The 16,905-nt window shown below is 38.5% G+C and carries 15 protein-coding genes; 14 read left to right on the top strand and 1 reads right to left on the bottom strand.

The features are described from left to right. Nucleotides 1-4 precede the first annotated feature (4 nt). The 5 genes from MN086_RS10220 to MN086_RS10200 all read left to right on the top strand — a co-directional run bounded on the left by MN086_RS10220 (nt 5) and on the right by MN086_RS10200 (nt 8,256). Nucleotides 5-1,288: a lipopolysaccharide assembly protein LapB gene (locus MN086_RS10220; RefSeq protein WP_248575901.1), complete on the top strand. Its 1,284-nt coding sequence runs from the start codon at nt 5-7 to the stop codon at nt 1,286-1,288. Then, nucleotides 1,289-4,465, top strand: a complete 3,177-nt coding sequence (locus MN086_RS10215) for a carboxypeptidase regulatory-like domain-containing protein (RefSeq protein ID WP_248575900.1) — start codon at nt 1,289-1,291, stop codon at nt 4,463-4,465. It begins immediately after the preceding gene. Nucleotides 4,466-4,553: 88 nt separating this feature from the next. Next, the gene (locus MN086_RS10210) at nt 4,554-5,723 is read left to right on the top strand and encodes a putative porin (RefSeq protein ID WP_248575899.1); all 1,170 of its coding nucleotides are present in this window, start codon (nt 4,554-4,556) and stop codon (nt 5,721-5,723) included. A gap of 162 nt (nt 5,724-5,885) precedes the next feature. Continuing rightward, nucleotides 5,886-7,427 carry an inorganic phosphate transporter gene (locus MN086_RS10205; RefSeq protein WP_248575898.1) on the top strand — a complete coding sequence of 514 codons (1,542 nt, stop codon included), beginning with the start codon at nt 5,886-5,888 and terminating at the stop codon, nt 7,425-7,427. 145 nt (nt 7,428-7,572) lie between these two features. Continuing rightward, nucleotides 7,573-8,256, top strand: coding sequence for a response regulator transcription factor (locus MN086_RS10200; RefSeq protein WP_248575897.1), 684 nt, complete (start codon nt 7,573-7,575; stop codon nt 8,254-8,256). Here the strand turns inward: MN086_RS10200 and MN086_RS10195 are convergent. After that, nucleotides 8,253-8,618 (bottom strand): phosphate-starvation-inducible PsiE family protein, encoded by a 366-nt coding sequence (locus MN086_RS10195; RefSeq protein WP_248575896.1) that lies wholly within the window; start codon nt 8,616-8,618, stop codon nt 8,253-8,255. The genes MN086_RS10200 and MN086_RS10195 overlap by 4 nt on opposite strands. A gap of 164 nt (nt 8,619-8,782) precedes the next feature. On the opposite strand from MN086_RS10195, the gene MN086_RS10190 reads away from it, so the two are divergent. The 9 genes from MN086_RS10190 to MN086_RS10150 all read left to right on the top strand — a co-directional run bounded on the left by MN086_RS10190 (nt 8,783) and on the right by MN086_RS10150 (nt 16,872). Beyond that, the gene (locus MN086_RS10190; protein ID WP_248575895.1) at nt 8,783-9,472 is read left to right on the top strand and encodes a response regulator transcription factor; all 690 of its coding nucleotides are present in this window, start codon (nt 8,783-8,785) and stop codon (nt 9,470-9,472) included. A gap of 226 nt (nt 9,473-9,698) precedes the next feature. Further along, entirely contained in the window at nt 9,699-9,908 is a 210-nt protein-coding gene (locus MN086_RS10185) for a hypothetical protein (protein WP_248575894.1), read from the top strand. Next, nucleotides 9,908-11,623: a lysophospholipid acyltransferase family protein gene (locus MN086_RS10180; RefSeq protein WP_248575893.1), complete on the top strand. Its 1,716-nt coding sequence runs from the start codon at nt 9,908-9,910 to the stop codon at nt 11,621-11,623. Before MN086_RS10185 ends, MN086_RS10180 begins: the two co-directional genes overlap by 1 nt. Before the next feature lie 100 nt (nt 11,624-11,723). Next, nucleotides 11,724-12,725, top strand: a complete 1,002-nt coding sequence (gene pstS, locus MN086_RS10175) for a phosphate ABC transporter substrate-binding protein PstS (protein WP_248575892.1) — start codon at nt 11,724-11,726, stop codon at nt 12,723-12,725. 168 nt (nt 12,726-12,893) lie between these two features. Further along, nucleotides 12,894-13,748 carry a phosphate ABC transporter permease subunit PstC gene (gene pstC, locus MN086_RS10170; RefSeq protein ID WP_248575891.1) on the top strand — a complete coding sequence of 285 codons (855 nt, stop codon included), beginning with the start codon at nt 12,894-12,896 and terminating at the stop codon, nt 13,746-13,748. A 13-nt stretch (nt 13,749-13,761) separates the two neighbouring features. Continuing rightward, nucleotides 13,762-14,571, top strand: coding sequence for a phosphate ABC transporter permease PstA (gene pstA / locus MN086_RS10165; protein WP_248575890.1), 810 nt, complete (start codon nt 13,762-13,764; stop codon nt 14,569-14,571). 21 nt (nt 14,572-14,592) lie between these two features. After that, nucleotides 14,593-15,384, top strand: a complete 792-nt coding sequence (gene pstB, locus MN086_RS10160; protein WP_248575889.1) for a phosphate ABC transporter ATP-binding protein PstB — start codon at nt 14,593-14,595, stop codon at nt 15,382-15,384. Nucleotides 15,385-15,485: 101 nt separating this feature from the next. Further along, nucleotides 15,486-16,151 (top strand): PhoU domain-containing protein, encoded by a 666-nt coding sequence (locus MN086_RS10155; protein WP_248575888.1) that lies wholly within the window; start codon nt 15,486-15,488, stop codon nt 16,149-16,151. A gap of 34 nt (nt 16,152-16,185) precedes the next feature. Then, nucleotides 16,186-16,872 (top strand): response regulator transcription factor, encoded by a 687-nt coding sequence (locus MN086_RS10150; protein ID WP_248575887.1) that lies wholly within the window; start codon nt 16,186-16,188, stop codon nt 16,870-16,872. The last annotated feature ends 33 nt before the right edge of the window (nt 16,873-16,905 follow it).

The raw sequence follows: 16,905 nt of genomic DNA, 5'->3' as shown, positions 1-16,905 counted from the left end.
AAAGATGTTGAAAAAAATTATTACATTATCATTTGTTCTTTTCTCTGTTATGACACTTCAGGCACAAGAGCCTGAAGAGCAGACGATCGATCATATGGAGATCGCGACCATTATGTATTATGATGGAAAGTACGACAAGGCTCTTGAAGAGCTACAGATGGCAAAAGATTCCCATACAAAGATCGGGTGGGATAAATACTATAATATGAGAGGATTGATCTTTTTGAAAAATGAGAATTACGACTCCTCCATTCATGCCTTCAGAAAGGCGATTGTTTCAACTCAACAAAAGGTGTATGACCCACCGGTGGAAGAGAAGGCTAAAAGAGAGTATCTATTTAGTGCTTTCTCTTCAAAGAAGAAAGAAGAAGCATCTGTAGTAAAAAAACCTGCATTTGATCCGGAGAAATTGAGAAAAGATCAGATAGAAGAGATCTATATCTATCTGTCTCAGGCATATTATAGGGCTGAACAGTATATCAAAGCGGTACATGCACTGGATGCAGCAGGAGAAAAAGGACGTGCCCGTGCCTCCCTGTTTACGCTTAGAGCAGAGTGTTACTGGAAGGCTGATCAAAAAGGTGCTGCGATCGATGCATTGAGTAGAGGGGCAAAGCTTTTCCCTGAAGATGCAATGTTGTTGAAACAGAAGTTTTACTATTTTGCGGAGTTAAAGCTCTATCAAGCTTCGATCGCTGCAGCAAAAGCCTATATGAAGAAGCTACCGGCAAATGCACAGGAGTATATCTCTCTAGGACAGATGCTTCAAAGCGGTGGCGAGGCAGAAGAAGCGATCAAAGTGCTTGAAGAGGCAAAGTTGAAGTTTCCCTCTTCGGCCAAAGTACACATACTGCTTGGACATTACTATAACCAAAAAGATATGCCTCATATCACTGCCGATCTATTTGAGAAGGGTTCTTTGTATGATGCGAATTATCTTAAAGAAGCCGCAGAGATGTACAGAAGAAACGGTGAACTTGCACATGCATTGTATCTCAACTCAATGATGACGGATAAAGCAGAAAAGACCAAACAGAAAGTTGCGATCTTTATCGGGAAAGGTGAGTTTGAGAAGATCATTGGACTTAAAGATGCTTTGGATAGATATGGTCTTTTGCAAAATGACAATATGCGATATGCATTAGCATATTCATACTATATGGCCAAAGATTATGATAGTGCAGAAGCACATCTTAAAAAGATTGAAGATGATGAACTCTTCTCTAAATCAACGGTGATCCGTAAAAATATTGAAAAATGTAGAAGTAACAGTCTGGAGTGTATATAGATGAAGAAATTAGTGCAATTATTGCTTTTAATGATCCTACCATTGACAGTAGTAGCAAGTGAATTAAAAGAGGGTACGCTTTCGGTGTTGCTTTTTAGTGAGGGGAAACCCTTACCTAATAATGAAATAAAGGTGGATGGTAAAAAGGTTTTCAAGACAGATAAGGATGGTGTTGTTAAGATAGCGCTTATCGCGGGTAGACACCAGATAGAAATCTTTGGTAAAAATGCGGCAGGTGAAAACCTGGGATACTTTAAAAAACCTGTTTCTATCAAAGAGGGAAGAGATACAGAAATGATAGCTACACTCTCTAAAACTGGGGCAGATAGTATCGATATCGATATACCTGTTGCTGTAGCAGCATCTGTTGAGAGAAAAGAAGAAATAGTCACGGGAGAAGGAACACTTAGAGGTCAGGTACTCTCTTCAGAGGGCAATACACCTATTTCTGGGGCTAGAGTCTTTGTTAGAGGTACGGCAGTAGATGTGAGGACAGATGTGAATGGCCGCTTTTCTGCCAAAGTACCCTCAGGAAAAACGTTGAGCATCTCTGTCGTGCATTCAGCCTATAGTGCACAGACGATCGGAGGAATAGTGGTTAAAAAAGATGGTACCACCTCAAGAACAGTAAAGTTAACCCCAGCGAGTATGGAGTTGGAAGAGTTTGTCGTCCTTGCTCCAAAGATCGAAGGTAGTATCGCAGATGTTATGGCTGAAGAAAAAAATATCAATGCAGTTGCGAATATACTTGGTTCGGAAGAGTTAAGCAAAAAAGGGGACTCGGATGCAGCTGCAGCACTTAAGAGAGTGACAGGTGTTACTTTGGTGGATGGTAGAAATATTTATGTAAGAGGTTTAGGGGAACGATATTCAAATGTAGAGCTAAACTCATTACCGTTACCTTCACCTAATCCATTAAAGAGAACGGTTCCTTTAGATATTTTCCCTTCGTCAGTCATTGGTTCCATGAAAGTGCAAAAGAGTGCTTCTGCTGATATCCCTAGTAGTTTTGGTGGAGGGTATATAGATATCAGAACCAAAGAGAAGTTTGATGAAGACTTTATCAAAATATCTTTAGAAGGAAAGCTCAATAACTATACGGGGGAAGCAACAGTAGACTCTCTTGGATCAGGTTCCGACTGGACGGGATATGACCATAGTTTTAGAAGTATTCCTCAACCTATTTTAGATGCTACTGAGGTAAGAGTAGGTGAGAGAACACCTACCTTTACTACAAGGGACTTCACCCCGGAAGAATTGTCAGCGTATACTAGAATGTACATTAACCGTTTTTATAACGTCTATGAATCAACATTGTTGCCTGGCTTTGGGGGTTCTGTTGAAGGAGCTAAAAATTTTGATATCAATGAAGACCATCATCTAACAATTTATGGGAATTATTCTTATTCTCAGGACAGGGTCTATAGACCTGAAGAGTTCTTTGGGTATGACTATGATGCTGATGGAAATCAAATACCTGAAGCTACAAAATATGGTACCATAGATCAGACCACCATGGACATTTCACATGGCGGTATGCTGAACATTGGTTACAATTACCTGGATGTATTGACACTAAAGTATACAAAACTCTATACGAATAATGCTGTAAAAACCACAAGGGTTACAGATGGTATTATCGGGTCAAACTATTCGCATATGACATATTATAATTTGAACTGGGAACAGAGAGAAATGAATGTGGATCAAATTAGTGGAGATTTTGATTATAAGCTCTTTGATATGGACTCTAATTTTAATTTTGGGTTGCAAAGAAGTACGGCTGAATTCTATCAGCCAAATAACTATCAGTATATCTATATTACAGAGGGGGATGTCACATTTAATGATAATACTCAAAGTAACCATTTGGCAAACCGTGTAACCTCTGATGATACATTGAATGCTTTGTATCTTAAAAATAAACATGAGGTTGAAATTTTTAATCCTGACGAGTACATTGAGTATGGAATCAATATTTCATCTAAAGAGAGAGTCTCTAGACAGCGGAAGTATTATCTTGACAAGACTAATAATCTAGCGGTAACCGATCGTGAACTATTCTCAGATATAGATACAATTTATAGTAACTATGTCATACCTGATTATCCATATGATTATAGATTATTTCAGATTGCCACACTTTTTAAGGCAGAGGATTCTTTTAATGGATATGTAGATGAAACCAGTCCTTATATTTCATGGATGAGCAGACCTAGCGAAGATGTTGAAATGGTATTGGGACTTAGATATGTAAATCTAGAGCAGAAGATAGATCAATTCAAATTGGATAAATCAAACCCTGATTTTTCACAAAGAAATAATGTTATCTTAGTGCCCCAGACACTCAAAGTTGATGATTATTTTCCCTCATTAAGTATTAAGTATAAACATGATGACAAAAATATTTTTGATCTGGCAGCATCAAAAACTTATATCATGCCAGATATGAGAGAGTTTACTGAAGGTGAGTATTTTCATCCGTTTGATGTTGCTACGATTGTAGGAAACCCTGAGCTTGTTAACACAATTATTTATAATTTTGATCTAAAATACAGTTATTTTTTCTCAGAAAATGAAAATGTGAAACTGGGACTTTTTTATAAGTATATGGATAAACCGATAGAAGATGTAATGAGGCCATCTACATCATTACCTATTTATTCTTTTGACAATACTGATTCAGCAACATTGTATGGTTTTGAAATTGATGGAAGAAAAAACTTGGATTTTATCAACCCGAAATGGTTTAACTATTATTTTTCGGGTAATTTCTCTTATAATTATTCCGAAGTCTCTTTAACTGAAGAGCAAAAAGAAATTTTTACATCGGATACAAGAGATCTGCAAGGATTATCACCATATGTTGTGAATTTTACCTTTGGGTATGAAAATGACAATAGATCGGCTCTTCTGAATTTAAATCATATGGCAGAGCGTATTCGTAAGGTGGGTGTGATTGATGGACCAAACAAAGAGTTAGATCAGTATGAGGTACCTGCGACACTTTTGGATTTTGTGTGGATAGAAAAATTCAACTATGGATATGATTTTGAAACGAGGATCAAAGCAGGGAACCTATTAGACGAAGAAGTTGTTTGGAGACAAGGAGATGGTATAACAAGAAAATTCAAGAATGGAAGAACTTTGAGCTTGAAAATATCTGCTAAATTCTAAAGGCTTTGATACTTGTAACCATACAGTAATCAATTTGTAACCAATTTGTTTTATACTTCCGCATCAAAAATAACAAGGAATTATACAAATGAAAAAAATTGTACTATCTATGGCCGCACTAGCGACAGTAGCAATGGCTGAAGCGGACATTAGTCATCCAATTGAACGCATAGAAGAAGTGAAAGACGCAACTGGAACAACTGAAAAAAGCTTTATGGATAGAGTTCACTTTAAGGGTGATTTGAGATTAAGATATGAGAGTAAAGAGACTGACTATTATGACGGTAGTGAAAAAAATGCTTATCTTGGTCGATATCGTTTAAGACTAGGAGCACATATTGATATTACAGATCACCTTCAATTTGAAGTGGGTATGAGAAGTGGTAAAGGTAACCCAACTTCAGGTAACCAAACTTTTGTTGAGGCGAATAAGGATACTGAAGCCCTGTCAGACTACTTTTTCCAGTCACTTAGATTCAATGCTTTAGCGCTTGATTACACAACTGGTAACTCTATTTGGAAAATAGGTAGATCACCATACATGATGTACAGACCTATCAAATCACAACTTGTTTGGGATAACGACCTTTCACTAGACGGTGTTAACTATCAGTACCAAGACGATACAAAGATCATCACTGCAGGTATTAACCAACCAAGTTATGCGGAAAATGTTACCGCTGAGGATGATGTGAACCTCTTTATCGCACAATATGTACATAAAACAAAGCTAGAGAGTGCAAAGCTTAATCTAGGTGCAGGTATCTACTATTATGATGGTATCAAAGGGAATACAGCTCTTTATGGTAAAGATATGGGTAACACTTTCGTAGGTGACGTGTATGCAAATGACTATCATATCGTAGAAGGATTTGGAGAACTCAAGTTTAAAGATGTACTGGGCAAACCATTTGCAATCGCTGCTGGTGTAGCATATAACACGGCTGCAGATGACAATAACTTTGGATACGATTTGGCATTTCAACTTGGTAAAGCAAAAAATGTTGGTGACTGGCAACTAAAATACTCGTATACTGATATCCAGGAAGATGCAGTGTTTGGTCCACACTCTGACTCAGATAACTTCGGTGGTGGTACGGCTGCTAAAGGTCATGCGATTAGAACAAAATACAAATTTGGCAAAAACACATATCTTGCCGCTACTTACTTCATCAATACACTCTATGGAAGCAAAGTTAGCGATCCTGCAGATGCAGATTACGAGCGTGTACAGTTAGACGCAATTATTACATTTTAGTCCAAAATATCATGTAAATTCCTAAAGATGGGCATACTCTGTCCATCTTGACACTTTCAACTTCCAATTTTCTTTTATTTCCATTTGGTTACATTTTGGTAACAAAATTGTAATACTTTTTGACTATACTTCCACGATTAATACAGAAATGAAGGAATGTAGATGAACAATACATTAAAGATGATGCTGGGTGCGGGCTTTGCTGTAGCCGTAGCATTTTATGCAAACAGCGTTATGGGACAGGTAACACACGGAGGCTTTTTAGTACTGGCAGCTGTATTTGGTGCCTATATGGCGATGAACATCGGTGCAAATGATGTTGCCAATAACGTAGGACCTGCAGTGGGTGCTGGTGCATTGACCATAGGTGGTGCTGTCCTTATCGCATCTATTTTTGAAGCGGGTGGTGCACTTATCGCAGGTGGTGATGTAGTGGGAACCATTAAAAAAGGGATCATCTCTCCAGATGCCTTTGGAAATGACCCTATGCTTTTTGTCTATGGTATGTCCGCGGCACTGCTTGCTGCAGCGCTATGGTTGAATCTTGCAACATGGCTTAAGGCACCGGTATCGACGACACACTCTATTGTAGGTGGTGTGCTTGGAGGTGGTATAGCAGCAGGTGGTTTTGCTATTGTTTCTTGGGGAACGATGGGTAAGATCGCTGCCTCATGGGTAATCTCGCCTGTCCTTGGTGGAGTGATCGCTGCGACATTCCTTTATGTTATAAAATCTCAGGTAGTATATAAAACAGATAGGTTAACTGCAGCTAAAAAGGTAGTACCTGTACTTGTTGCTATCATGTCAGCAGCATTTATCACGTATTTGACGCTTAAAGGTTTTAAACATATCTGGGGGACAATTACCGATATGTTCAGTTTCTTGCCTCAAACGAAGAAACCACCTTTTTCTGTGGCCTTGATCTTAGGTGTGATTGGAGGGGTGATCACATTCTTGATTGTGAAGCCTAGAGTAGCAAAAAAAGTGGTGGGTCTGGATAATACTAGAGAAGCGGTCAATATGCTTTTTACCATTCCTCTTATTTTTGCAGCGGCACTTTTGAGTTTTGCACATGGCGCAAATGACGTTGCCAATGCTGTAGGTCCTTTGGCAGCGGTCAATGATGCGCTGACTACACTTGCTGTTTCTAAAAAAGCAGCAATCCCTTTATGGGTCATGGTTGTTGGCGGTGTGGGTATCTCTGTAGGTCTTGCACTCTTTGGACCAAGACTCATCAGAACGGTAGGGTCTGAGATCACTGAACTCGATCAGATGAGAGCCTTTTCTATTATGATGGCTGCAGCGATCACAGTGGTTATCGCTTCTCAGCTTGGCCTACCGGTTTCTTCAACGCATATTGCAGTAGGTGCAGTATTTGGTGTAGGTTTTCTTAGAGAGTGGCTTGACAGTAAAGATATGAGTGTCAAGCAGGAGAAACTTCATGCAGAAGTAGAAAAACACAATGCGCTGAAAGCAGAACTGGCAGAACTGAAAGCAGCGGGGGATTATAAAAGACAGGTTGAATTGATTGAAGCGGCTAAGGTGCAAAAGAAAAAAGTAAAAAGCTTGAAGCGTTCATTGCGTGAGAATTACGTAAAGCGTGGTATGGTGAAAAAGATCGTGGCGGCATGGGTGATTACCGTACCGGCGGCAGCAGTACTTTCTGCTATCATTTTCTTCATACTTAAAGGTGTTGCGAGCTAAACATCATTTGGTGTGTAGTATCAGTTTTCATCTTAGAAATAATCCGTTTTAACGTGGGTAGAAATACCTGCGTTCTCCTTAGAAAAACCTCTCTCTTGCTCATTTTTTGTAATCAAATTGTTATCAAGATATACTATGCTATAACATGCAAAATACAGATATAGAAATCATCGTCATTGAAGATGAAGCAGATATTTTAGAACTTCTAGAGTATCATCTTGAAAAAGAAGGGTACGCTGTTACGGGGTTCCTCTCTACGGAAAACGTAGAACAGTTCTTAGAGGAGGAAAATCCTTCTCTTATGATCGTCGATCGAAACCTTCCTGGTGTAGAAGGCAGTGAATTTGTCTCTAAAATACGGGACCTGGGATATGATATCCCCGTACTGTTCCTGACTGCAAGAGACAAAGAGAGTGACTTGGAAGAAGGGTTCCACTCTGGAGGCGATGACTATATGACCAAGCCCTTCAGCAGTAAAGAGCTTCTTTTAAGAATAGCCGCACTATTGAAGCGTAGTGGTGCTACATCTGGGGATAAAGTGAAATACAGAGACCTCATATTGGATCTGCAGAAACGTGAACTTTTCATAGAAGATAAGCGCATAGAGTTGACCAACTTGGAATTTAAACTGCTCCATACTTTTGTCAAGAATCCACATCAGCCATTGGATAGAGATTTTTTACGTGATGAAGTTTGGGGTGATGACAGTGCAAACTTTCATGATAAAACCATCAATGTAGCGATGAACAGACTCAAAAAGAAGATCGACCCTGAAGGAGTGAAAGAGTATTTTGCTCCAGTGTGGGGTGTCGGATATAAATTACTCTAAAATTTTGTCTGTGCTTTTTTCTTTTTTGAGAGTGCAGGTGAAAACTGTACGGCTAAAATTCTAAAGAGAAAAAAGACAAAGATCACAAAAAGTAAAAAGAGTATCTCTTGGTGGTCTTTGTTTGGGTTGGTTGTCAATATAATCACATCCCGTGTCAAAAAGATAATAAACACATCGATCACATACCTCATTCGTAATCTTTTCTTTGTTATGAACTCGGAAATCATTTTGACCACTTCTATGATCACAATAAACTCCAGCATCAGAATGATCGCTTTGTAAAACGGATAGTGTAAAGCTATGATCAGTAAAAATATTATAGAAGCAAGGAGTAATTCGTAATTCTTTTTTGTAAAATGCATATCAAATTGTAGAGGTAATGGATAACAGATTGATAACCATATTAGAGGATGACATAGGATAGAAAATGTTACCAAAATGAAACCAATTTTTTATACTATTTCTCCATAAATTTTGAATAAGCACTTTGACATATAAGATTAATAGAGATAAAAAAGGCTTCTTTATGGTAAAAGCAATCGACCCTACGGCAACAATTTTAAGTATTGAAGACAATGAAGACTTACTCGAATTAGAAACGTTTCATCTTCTCAAAGAGGGGTATAAGGTCATCGGGGCTACTTCTACAAAAGGCGTAGAGTCTATACTGGAACAAGAGAACATAGATCTGATGCTTGTAGACCGTACACTTCCTAGGATTGAAGGAAGTGAATTTGTGAGTTATCTTCGAGATAAGGGTGTTACAACACCTGTTATGTTCGTATCTGCAAAGGACAGGGATGAGGAGATAGAAGAGGGGTTTTTACGCGGAGGAGATGATTATTTAAGAAAACCCTTTAATATAAAAGAACTGCTCTACCGTGTCAAAGCGATCCTTAGACGTACCAATGCGATAGAACATGAGAGATTAACAGCCAGAGATATTATCATGGACTTTAATACACGTAAAACATATATAGAAAGTAAGGAAGTAGAACTGACTAAGTTGGAGTTTGAACTCCTTAGTCTGTTCATCAAAAATAAAAATAAAGCCCTTGGAAGAGAATATCTCATTCAGAATATATGGAATGAGAATGAAGATATCCAAAAACGTACCGTCAATGTGACGATCAACCGTTTGAAGAAAAAGATCGATCCTCATGAAGATAAAGAGTATATTGTTCCCGTAAGAGGGATAGGATATAAGTTTCAATAATACCTTATTCTCATAGAAAAGTGATATAAGTACCAGGTATAGGTTACTAAAAACAAACTGTTTTATTTTACGATATAAAATAGCATATCTCTTTCCAGAAAGACTAGAGAGACCTTCCTACTCTTTTATTATTATACCCTTCAGATACTTCCCTATGGAGATGCTATTGTTATAAATATGTTATCACTTTATCTTATTATATTATATAAGTTAAATGGAGAGATCTATGAAAGATGAAATCTTAATATCGGATAAACAGATTGCCAAACTTGCCAAAAGAGTTGCAAAAACATTTTCGATAGATGAAGAAGAGGCTATAACCACTATCTATGAAGAGTGGGAACTGGTTGAAGCACTTTTTCATGCACATACGAAAGTAAAAGCTGTACATCGTCATTTTGTTGATGTGATCAATCTTACTTATAGGATAGCCTAATGCAAATCAGTGTAGAAAATTATATGGTGCACCATTATCCCGAAATTGAGACTTTCCCAACTATAGCAAAAAAACTATTGTTTAGCGGTATGAAAAAGCTGTTTCACGAAAATGAGATCAATACCTTTATAGCGATGAATGCCCACAAGGATACTTTTTCTTATGTAGAAGCTATCATTGATTATTTTGACATCTCTATCGGGTTGAAGACCAATGAACTTACGCGTATCCCTGCCTATGGACGTACTGTTATCATAGCCAACCATCCATTGGGTGCACTGGATGCTATGGCATTGCTGCATCTACTTAAAAATGTACGCAAAGATATCAAGATCGTGGCAAACTCTTTTTTGTCGCAGTTTGATAACCTCAAAGATATTATCATCCCCGTAGACAATATCAATGGGAAAATGGATAAAGAGACCGTTAAAAATATATATGATGCATTGCAAGCAGAACAGGCGGTGATCATATTCCCTTCGGGCGAAGTAAGCCGAGCAAAGCCCAATGGGATCAAAGATACACCATGGAAAAGCGGATTCTTAAAGATTGCGTCCAAGATGCAGGCACCTATTCTTCCTATTTACATTAAAGCGAAAAATTCTAAAAATTTTTATCTGCTTTCCATGCTGAACCGCTCTTTGGCAACGGCAACACTTCCGCATGAGATGTTCAAAGCAAAAGGGAAAAATATCGAATTTACTATAGGGAAAACGATCCCTTTTGATGCCTATAACGTACCAAATATTTCACAAAAAGAGACAGTGAAGCTTCTAAGAAAACATTTCTATAAAGTATCAAAAAATCATAAACCGATATTTGCAACCTATAATGAGATATCTGTGCCTGAAGCACGAAGTGAACTGAAAGCAGAACTTAAAAATGGTATACCATTGGGGAAAACAATGGATGGAAAAAGTATTATCATCTATGAATCCGAAAGAGAAAATTGTGTCATTAAAGAGATAGGAAGATTACGTGAGATCAGTTTTCGTCATGTAGGGGAAGGGAGTGGTAAAAAACGTGACATAGACGGTTATGATTTTTACTATAAACATTTGATCATATGGGATGATGAAGCACTCGAGATAGCAGGTGCATATCGTCTGGGGATATGTAGAGAGATCATCAATGATTTTGACATGGATGGACTTTATACAAGTACACTATTTAAATTTGATCAGAAGTTTGAACCTTATTTAGAAAAAGGGGTGGAACTTGGAAGAAGTTTTGTACAGCCAAAATACTGGAACTCCAGAGCATTAGACTATCTTTGGCAGGGTATAGGGGCGTATATAAAAAGTCGTCCTGACATACAGTATCTTTTTGGTGCGGTGAGTCTAAGTGATACATTTAACCAAAAGGCACGAGGGATGATGATCTACTTTTATCAAAAATATTTTGCTTCAAAAGAGACATTAGTACAACATAAAGTACCGTATACCCCATCAAAATGGGTAGAGGAGCATTGTGAGAGTGTGTTTACTGGTGTGGATTATAGAGCTGATATGAGAACGCTTAAAGAAGAGTTAGGATTTATGGGATATACAGTACCTACACTTTTCAAACAGTACTCTGAACTTTGTGAAGAGGGTGGCGTACAGTTCTTGGATTTTGGATACGACAAAGATTTTAACCACTGTATAGATGGTTTTATCATCACAGATCTAAAGTTGCTAAAAGAGACAAAAAGAAAACGCTACTTTTCCAACTGATTACACTCTGTAACCAAAATGTTTCCAAGTTGTTTTATACTTCGTCCAATCCCAAGTCTGATGGACAAAGAGGACAATTTATTTCTCAAGGAAACAAACCATGACATTGAAAAAAATTCTTACGGCAGCAGTGGCAGCTTCAGTGGCACTCTCAGCAGTCAATGCTGATGAACTTAAAGGTAGAGGGGCATCATTCCCTGGACCAATATATAAAGCTTGGACAGCAGAGTATTATGCTGCAACAAAAAATCAAGTGAATTATACACCAACAGGTTCTGGTGACGGTGTCAAATCCATTACTAAAAGAATGGTTGATTTTGCTGGTTCAGATAAACCGCTTAAGCCAAAAGCGCTTAAAAAAGATAAACTTTATATGTTCCCTACAGTCGTGGGTTCAGTGGTTCTAGCGTATAACATCGATGGTATAAAAGATGGAGAACTTAAACTAAGCCGTGCAGCGATCGCAGGTATCTTTGGCGGAAGCATTACGCATTGGGATGATGAAGCGATCATGGCACAAAATGCCGGTTTAAAATTGCCTCATGAGCCTATCACAGTAGCAGTAAGAGCAGACAAGTCAGGTACAACCTTTAACTTTACATACTTCTTGAACAAATTGGATGACAAGATCAAAGTAAGTAAAAAACCTACATGGAAAGCACCAAAAGTGGTTGCAGGTAAATCAAACTCAGGTGTATCAGCAAACATCCAGCAGATCAAAAACTCTATCGGGTATATTGAGTACTCATATAAAGAAAAACTAGGATTGGCAGCAGCACAGATCGAAAACAAAGAAGGTCAATATATCAATCCAACGCTACAATCTTTCCAAGATGCAGCCAAATATGCAAGCTGGACAGCTGACAATGATTTTTATGCAGTGATCGGTGACCCGGCAGGTGCCACTTCGTATCCTATCGTTGCAGCTACATTTATCTTGCTTCCGGAAGAAAAAATGGAAACAAATAAACAAGTGACAGCATTTATCGACTGGGCATATACGAATGGTGATAAAGCAGCAACAGATCTTGGTTATGTTCCACTTCCAACATCAACGAAAGATGAGATTAGAAGATATTGGGAAGCTAAAAAAATTAAATAAAACGTTCTAAAAACTACACTTCTCAAGCTCTCCATCTGGAGAGCTTCTTCACAAATCACCTTGATTCTCACACTCCTTGAATATGTTTATCATAGAAAGGATGTGATTTGTAACTAAAATGTAACCAACTTTTATTACAATCCTTCCAATTAATTATGAAGGCGATACATGAGTGGTAAACTCTTTAAGAATTTCTCATTTTTCTCTGCAACACTCTCCTTTTTTATCTTGGTAGGGATCTTTGCGGTACTTTTTTCTTATGCACAAGATGCATTGCATGAATTTGGCTTTGATTTCTTGTACAATGAAACGTGGGAAGCAGATGAAGATGATGAAGGCGGTATCTTTGGCGGGTATGTCCCTATCATAGGTACCTTGCTCAGCACACTGATTGCTATGGCTATTGCAACACCTCTTGCAATGGGAATTGCCATCTTTCTCACAGAGATCGCTACTGAAAAATTGGTAAAGCCTGTTTCGATAGCCATCGAATTGCTGGCAGCCATTCCAAGCATCATTTATGGGATGTGGGGACTTTTTTACTTTGCCCCTATCGTACAGGCAACAGTAGGAGGAAACGGTGTAGGGTTATTAACCGCAGGCATCGTATTGGCGATCATGATCATTCCTTTTATGGCAGCGATCACCAGAGATGCGATGAATACTGCACCTTCAGTGCTCAAAGAATCAGCCTATGCGATGGGAGCAACAAAGTTTGAAGTGATCAAAGATGTGGTCATGCCTTATGCTAAGGGAGGGATCATCGGTTCTATTATTCTAGCACTTGGACGTGCATTGGGTGAGACGATGGCAGTGGCATTCCTTATCGGTTCAGTGATGAGCATTCCAAGCAGGGTGACGGATCCTACGACCTCCATCCCTGTGTTACTCGCAAATAACTTTGCAGAGGCACAAGATCTTGAGATGAGTAGTATGTATTACCTTGCGCTTATTTTATTTGTAGTTAGTTTTGCCATTATCTCTGTGGCCAAGTTCTATTTTTTAGGAAGAAAAACAGTATGAAAAAGGCAGTATCATGAATAGACTCATACTCAATAAAATCATTTTGATCCTCTCTACGCTCTCAGCATTGATAGGTATAGGATTTTTATTTTGGATACTTGTGACCTTGAGTTACAAAGGTATTACAAGTCTCCATTTTGAGACCTTTACCAATGACCTTGTAGGGGGAGGGATAAGAAACCTTCTTGTCGGGCAGTTTACCATGGCACTGATGGCAAGTGCTTTGGCGGTACCGCTTGGTATGATGGCAGGTATCTACCTTAGAGAGTACAGTAATAATGGAAAGCTCGCTTCTGTCATAAGAAATTTAAGTGATGTGATGATGTCAGCACCATCGATTGTGATTGGTGTATTTGTTTTTGCTTTGTTTGTTGACCCTTTTGGTGGATATAACGGGTGGGCAGGTATCGTTGCACTGGCGATTATGATGATACCTATCATCATCAGTACCACAGATAATATGTTGGCTCTAGTCCCTAAGGAACTGAGAGAAGCGGGTATTGCTTTGGGCGGAAGCAAACATAAGATCATTTTACAGATAGTCATTAAGGCGGCAAAAGTGGGGATCACAACGGGTATTTTACTCTCTTTTGCACGTATCATCGGAGAGACTGCACCATTGCTCTTTACGTCAGCGAACAACCAGTTCTTTACCATGGACCTCACAGAGCAGTTTCCTTCTCTTACGGTCAGTATTTACAACCTTGCAACCTATCCCGATGAGCAAAGTAGAGAGTTGGCATGGGCAGCATCTTTTGTGCTTACAGTCGTTGTATTATGTATCAATCTGCTCGGTCGATATATAACAAGAAATAAAAAATAATAGAAAAGGTCAGAAAATAATATGGCAGAAAATAACATTATAATGGATATTAAAGATTTTTATTTTACCTATGCAAGTGTGGATGAACCTTCATTAAAGAAGATCAATCTCCCTATAGAGAAAAATAAAATTACAGCGATGATCGGCCCTAGTGGTTGTGGTAAATCGACACTTTTGCGTGCGATGAACCGTATCCATGATCTCTATCCTGGAAACAAGTATGAAGGGGAGATCAATCTTTATAGCAGTCATGATGAAAAACAAAACATCTTGGATCTAAAAAAAGAGAATGATTTCATCAAGTTGCGTCAACAGGTAGGGATGATCTTTCAAAAGCCCACACCGTTTCCTATGAGTATCTTTGATAATGTTGCTTATGGGTTGAAACTTTCGGGGGTCAAAGATAAGGTTGAGATAGAAGAGCGTGTCGAAAAGGCATTGCAGGATGCTGCTATTTGGAATGAAACAAAAGATAGATTGAACAAAAGTGCACTGGGGCTCAGTGGTGGTCAACAGCAACGACTTTGTATCGCCAGGGCTGTGGCACTCAAGCCAGAGGTCTTACTTTTTGATGAGCCAACCTCTGCACTTGACCCGATCTCAACAGGAGCGATCGAAGAGTTGATCGCAGAGTTGAAAAAAGATGTCTCTGTGGTGATCGTGACACATAACATGCAACAAGCTAGTCGTTTGAGTGATTATACTGCGTTTATGTATCTGGGCGATCTGATAGAGTATGACAAAACGGATAAGATCTTTTTGAACCCTTCACAGAAGTTGACAGAAGATTACATCACAGGTAGATTTGGATAAATCTACTTGCCAGAGGCAAACTTTAGTGAGAGGAATTGAAGATGGGCTTCACTCATTTTCAAGAAGAAGGCAAGAAAAAAGATTTGGATAAAGGATAAAATATGTTACCAGGATATCAAGAGGCAAGACTGGCTGTAAGAGCGGACGTATTGAGTGTACTGGAAGGTCTGGCTACAGCAAATAAAGAGGGACTTGAGGCACTTCAGGCAATTGATGCAGTGAAGTTGGAAGAAGCGAGAAACAGACTGAAAGATATCAGTCAAGAGACAGAGAAGATAGACAATGATATTGTCCTGATCTTTGCAAAATATACACCAGAAGCAAGAGATCTGAGAGAACTGGTCTCTTATTTGAAAATTACGTCTGCTTTGAACCGTATTCGTACAAATATCAACAGCTATCTTAAAAATATGCAAAGTATGCTCATGGAAAAAAATGATAAGATGACACAACTGATCCAAGATTCCCTAAGTATTAATCGTTGTACGCTTAATGCTTTTGATTATACTATTGAAATGTTGCAAACATTTGATGACAATGACCAAGTCAAAGCACTGGCTGCAAGAATTGATGTGGAATACAGTAAAACAGATGATATCTATACACTACTCGAAAAAGATGTCATACAACAAATAGGCAGTGCAGACGGGCTTGCAGAAGAGTATTTTAATCTTTTGAAACATATACGTAAGAATCTTAAGATCATCGACCGTTTAGAAAGTGTATCACAGCGTGTCATATTTGCACGGATGGGTGGAAAACTCTAAATAGAAACGATGCAGTGTATGTTATAATGCGCGTATGCAAAATGAAAATATAGAAATAGTTGTTATCGAAGATGAAGAGGATATCTTAGAACTTATAGAGTATCATTTGAGTAAAGAGGGATATACCGTGACCGGTTTTCTCTCGACTGAAAATGTAGAACAATTCTTAGAGGAGGAAACCCCTTCTCTTATGCTTGTTGACCGTAACCTTCCTGGAATGGAAGGAAGCCATTTTGTCGCCTACCTTAGAGAGATAGGCTATGATATCCCTGTGATATTCCTTTCTGCCAAAGATAAAGAGTCTGAGCTTGAAGAAGGCTTTGAAGCAGGAGGTGATGACTATATGAGCAAACCTTTTTCACCCAAAGAATTGACACTCAGGGTCAAAGCACTCCTTAAGCGTTCCGGTGCCCTTCAAAAACAACAACGTATCAAATATAAATTACTTACCATGGATCTGGAAAATAAAGCGCTTACTGTTGACGGACAGAGTGTTTTACTTACCAACCTCGAGTTTAATTTATTGCATACCTTTATGAAAAATATCGATAAAGCATTGACAAGAGATTTCCTACGTGATGAGGTATGGGGATCTGATGGAGAAGGTGTCAATGACAATGCGGTGAACGTAGCGATTAATCGGCTCAAAAACAAAATAGACCCCCAAAATGAACAGAATTATTTTCATCCTGTCTGGGGGGTAGGGTACAAATTCTCCTAAAAACATGACAATTTGACATATTATAATTCTCTT

The sequence above is a fragment of the Sulfurovum sp. XGS-02 genome (assembly GCF_023213175.1).
In the GTDB taxonomy this organism is placed as follows: domain Bacteria; phylum Campylobacterota; class Campylobacteria; order Campylobacterales; family Sulfurovaceae; genus Sulfurovum.
This window is presented reverse-complemented; position numbering and strand designations above follow the sequence as displayed.

Excerpts from the sequence above, each read along its gene's own strand:
- MN086_RS10150 (WP_248575887.1), top strand. The coding sequence starts at position 16,186 with ATGCAAAATGAAAATATAGAAATAGTTGTTATCGAAGATGAAGAGGAT.
- pstA (WP_248575890.1), top strand. The coding sequence starts at position 13,762 with ATGAATAGACTCATACTCAATAAAATCATTTTGATCCTCTCTACGCTC.
- pstC (WP_248575891.1), top strand. The coding sequence starts at position 12,894 with ATGAGTGGTAAACTCTTTAAGAATTTCTCATTTTTCTCTGCAACACTC.
- MN086_RS10205 (WP_248575898.1), top strand. The coding sequence starts at position 5,886 with ATGAACAATACATTAAAGATGATGCTGGGTGCGGGCTTTGCTGTAGCC.
- MN086_RS10215 (WP_248575900.1), top strand. The coding sequence starts at position 1,289 with ATGAAGAAATTAGTGCAATTATTGCTTTTAATGATCCTACCATTGACA.
- MN086_RS10155 (WP_248575888.1), top strand. The coding sequence starts at position 15,486 with ATGTTACCAGGATATCAAGAGGCAAGACTGGCTGTAAGAGCGGACGTA.
- MN086_RS10200 (WP_248575897.1), top strand. The coding sequence starts at position 7,573 with ATGCAAAATACAGATATAGAAATCATCGTCATTGAAGATGAAGCAGAT.
- MN086_RS10180 (WP_248575893.1), top strand. The coding sequence starts at position 9,908 with ATGCAAATCAGTGTAGAAAATTATATGGTGCACCATTATCCCGAAATT.
- pstS (WP_248575892.1), top strand. The coding sequence starts at position 11,724 with ATGACATTGAAAAAAATTCTTACGGCAGCAGTGGCAGCTTCAGTGGCA.
- MN086_RS10210 (WP_248575899.1), top strand. The coding sequence starts at position 4,554 with ATGAAAAAAATTGTACTATCTATGGCCGCACTAGCGACAGTAGCAATG.
- MN086_RS10195 (WP_248575896.1), bottom strand. The coding sequence starts at position 8,618 with ATGCATTTTACAAAAAAGAATTACGAATTACTCCTTGCTTCTATAATA.
- MN086_RS10185 (WP_248575894.1), top strand. The coding sequence starts at position 9,699 with ATGAAAGATGAAATCTTAATATCGGATAAACAGATTGCCAAACTTGCC.
- pstB (WP_248575889.1), top strand. The coding sequence starts at position 14,593 with ATGGCAGAAAATAACATTATAATGGATATTAAAGATTTTTATTTTACC.
- MN086_RS10220 (WP_248575901.1), top strand. The coding sequence starts at position 5 with ATGTTGAAAAAAATTATTACATTATCATTTGTTCTTTTCTCTGTTATG.
- MN086_RS10190 (WP_248575895.1), top strand. The coding sequence starts at position 8,783 with ATGGTAAAAGCAATCGACCCTACGGCAACAATTTTAAGTATTGAAGAC.